The following is a 1,727-nucleotide window of genomic DNA, read 5'->3' on the forward strand; positions in this document are numbered from 1 at the left end:
ATGCAACCAAAACAGTTCATTCAGTTCCTACAGAAAAAAGGATGGGTGTATCGACGCACTTTCGGGGCTCCTTTGTTGCCTTATCAAGATAAAATCCAAAAAGGTCTTATGGATTGTCCTACACACACCATTCAAACAACAGAAGGAACAGAAAAAGTCGTACCAGCTGCTAAAATTACAACAAAAGGCATGGGGGTGCTGTCTCAAGAAATGAAACGACAAAGCGTACATTAAAGGAAATAAACCATGGAAAAGAAATACGAACTGACTGATGAAATGGATGAAGTTGGAGGACACACGCTTTACCGCATACGTGCCTTAAAAGATTTTGGAAATGTCAAAAAAGGTGACCTTGGCGGTTTTATTGAAAAGGAAGGTAATCTTAGTCATGGGGGCGATTGTTGGATTGGAGATTATGCTAGGGTTTATGATAATGCTCGTGTTTATCAAAATGCACATATTTCCGGTTATGCCTATGTTTATGGTGATGCGCGGGTTTATGGGAATGCACAAGTTTCTGGTGAAGCATACGTTTACAATTATGCGGAAATTTACGGTGATGCATTAGTTTACGGTGACACTAAAGTTTTTGATCATGCACATGTTTATGGCAATTCTCATGTTTATGATGAAGCATGCATTTACGATAGGGCAAGCGTTTATGGAAATGCAAAAGTTGGTGGTAATACACACATTTACGGAAATGTAAAAGTTTACGGTGATGCGGATTTAAGTTGTGAAGAATGGATTGGTGGAAATAGCAGAATATCCACTGGAGCAAACTAATGGAAAAGAAATACGAACTGACTGATGAGACAACTTGGATATACGGAAATAAGTTAACTTATCGCATACGTGCATTGAGAGATTTTGGAAATGTCAAAAAAGGTGACCTTGGCGGCTTTATAGAACATGAAAACAACCTATCGCATAATGGAAATTGTTGGGTTCGTGGTTTGTCCGCTGTTTATGATGATGCTGTAGTTTGTGATAATGCGATAATTGATGTTGCATCGCAAGTTAGTAAAAATGCCAAGGTTTTTGGAAATGCGCAGGTTACCAATGGTGCTAAAGTTTCTGATAATGCACGTATCTACGACAACGCATGTGTTTCCGGTACAGTGATTTATGAAAATGCTCAGATTTATGGAAATGCAAAAGCTTGCTGCGGTGCATCTATCTACGGAAATACAAAAATTTACGACAAGGTATTGGTCTGCGGTTATGTAAATGTTTATGGAGACTTTGAACTTTCTGGACTAGCCATGATTGGCGATAACCGCGAACCTTCAACAGAGGATTACAATCCTTTCTAACAACCAAACCAAACAACCTTTAACACATGCGTGATTCACGCCACGGGTGAGTTGCGCGTAAAATAAGGAAACAATAATGACAAATGCACAATTAGCCACTATGGCAAAAAAATATGGGTTTTCTCATGATGAATTTCGTAAAACAATTATCAAAACATGTATCAATCATAACTTCTCTGATGAAGAATTCGCTGCTTTTATCTCTGTTGCCAATACTTATGGATTAAACCCATTAACAAAAGAAATCTATGCATTCCCTAAAAAAGGCGGCGGTATTATCCCTGTTGTCTCTATTGATGGGTGGATTAAAATCATCAAATCTAATTCTCAATTCGATGGCATGACTTTTCAAGATCAACTCGATAAAGACGGTAATTTGATTGCTATCAAATGTGCTATTCGTCTCAAAGG

The 1,727-nt window shown here is 38.2% G+C and carries 4 protein-coding genes; all 4 read left to right on the forward strand.

The window, feature by feature from the left end; genetic code table 11:
* The coding region (locus PVV57_RS10210) for a phage antirepressor KilAC domain-containing protein (RefSeq protein WP_273784032.1) at positions 1-234 on the forward strand (234 nt) is incomplete at its 5' end.
* A 12-nt stretch (positions 235-246) separates the two neighbouring features.
* Positions 247-786, forward strand: a complete 540-nt coding sequence (locus PVV57_RS10215; RefSeq protein ID WP_273719590.1) for a hypothetical protein — start codon at positions 247-249, stop codon at positions 784-786.
* Positions 786-1,316 (forward strand): hypothetical protein, encoded by a 531-nt coding sequence (locus PVV57_RS10220; protein WP_273719589.1) that lies wholly within the window; start codon positions 786-788, stop codon positions 1,314-1,316. The genes PVV57_RS10215 and PVV57_RS10220 overlap by 1 nt, the downstream gene beginning before the upstream one ends.
* A gap of 76 nt (positions 1,317-1,392) precedes the next feature.
* Positions 1,393-1,727: recombinase RecT (locus PVV57_RS10225; protein WP_273784034.1), on the forward strand; the 335-nt coding region annotated here is incomplete at its 3' end.

It is taken from the genome of Bartonella sp. AU15XJBT (assembly GCF_028618615.1).
Classification (GTDB): Bacteria; Pseudomonadota; Alphaproteobacteria; order Rhizobiales; family Rhizobiaceae; genus Bartonella.

Excerpts from the sequence above, each read along its gene's own strand:
- PVV57_RS10215 (WP_273719590.1), top strand. The coding sequence starts at position 247 with ATGGAAAAGAAATACGAACTGACTGATGAAATGGATGAAGTTGGAGGA.
- PVV57_RS10220 (WP_273719589.1), top strand. The coding sequence starts at position 786 with ATGGAAAAGAAATACGAACTGACTGATGAGACAACTTGGATATACGGA.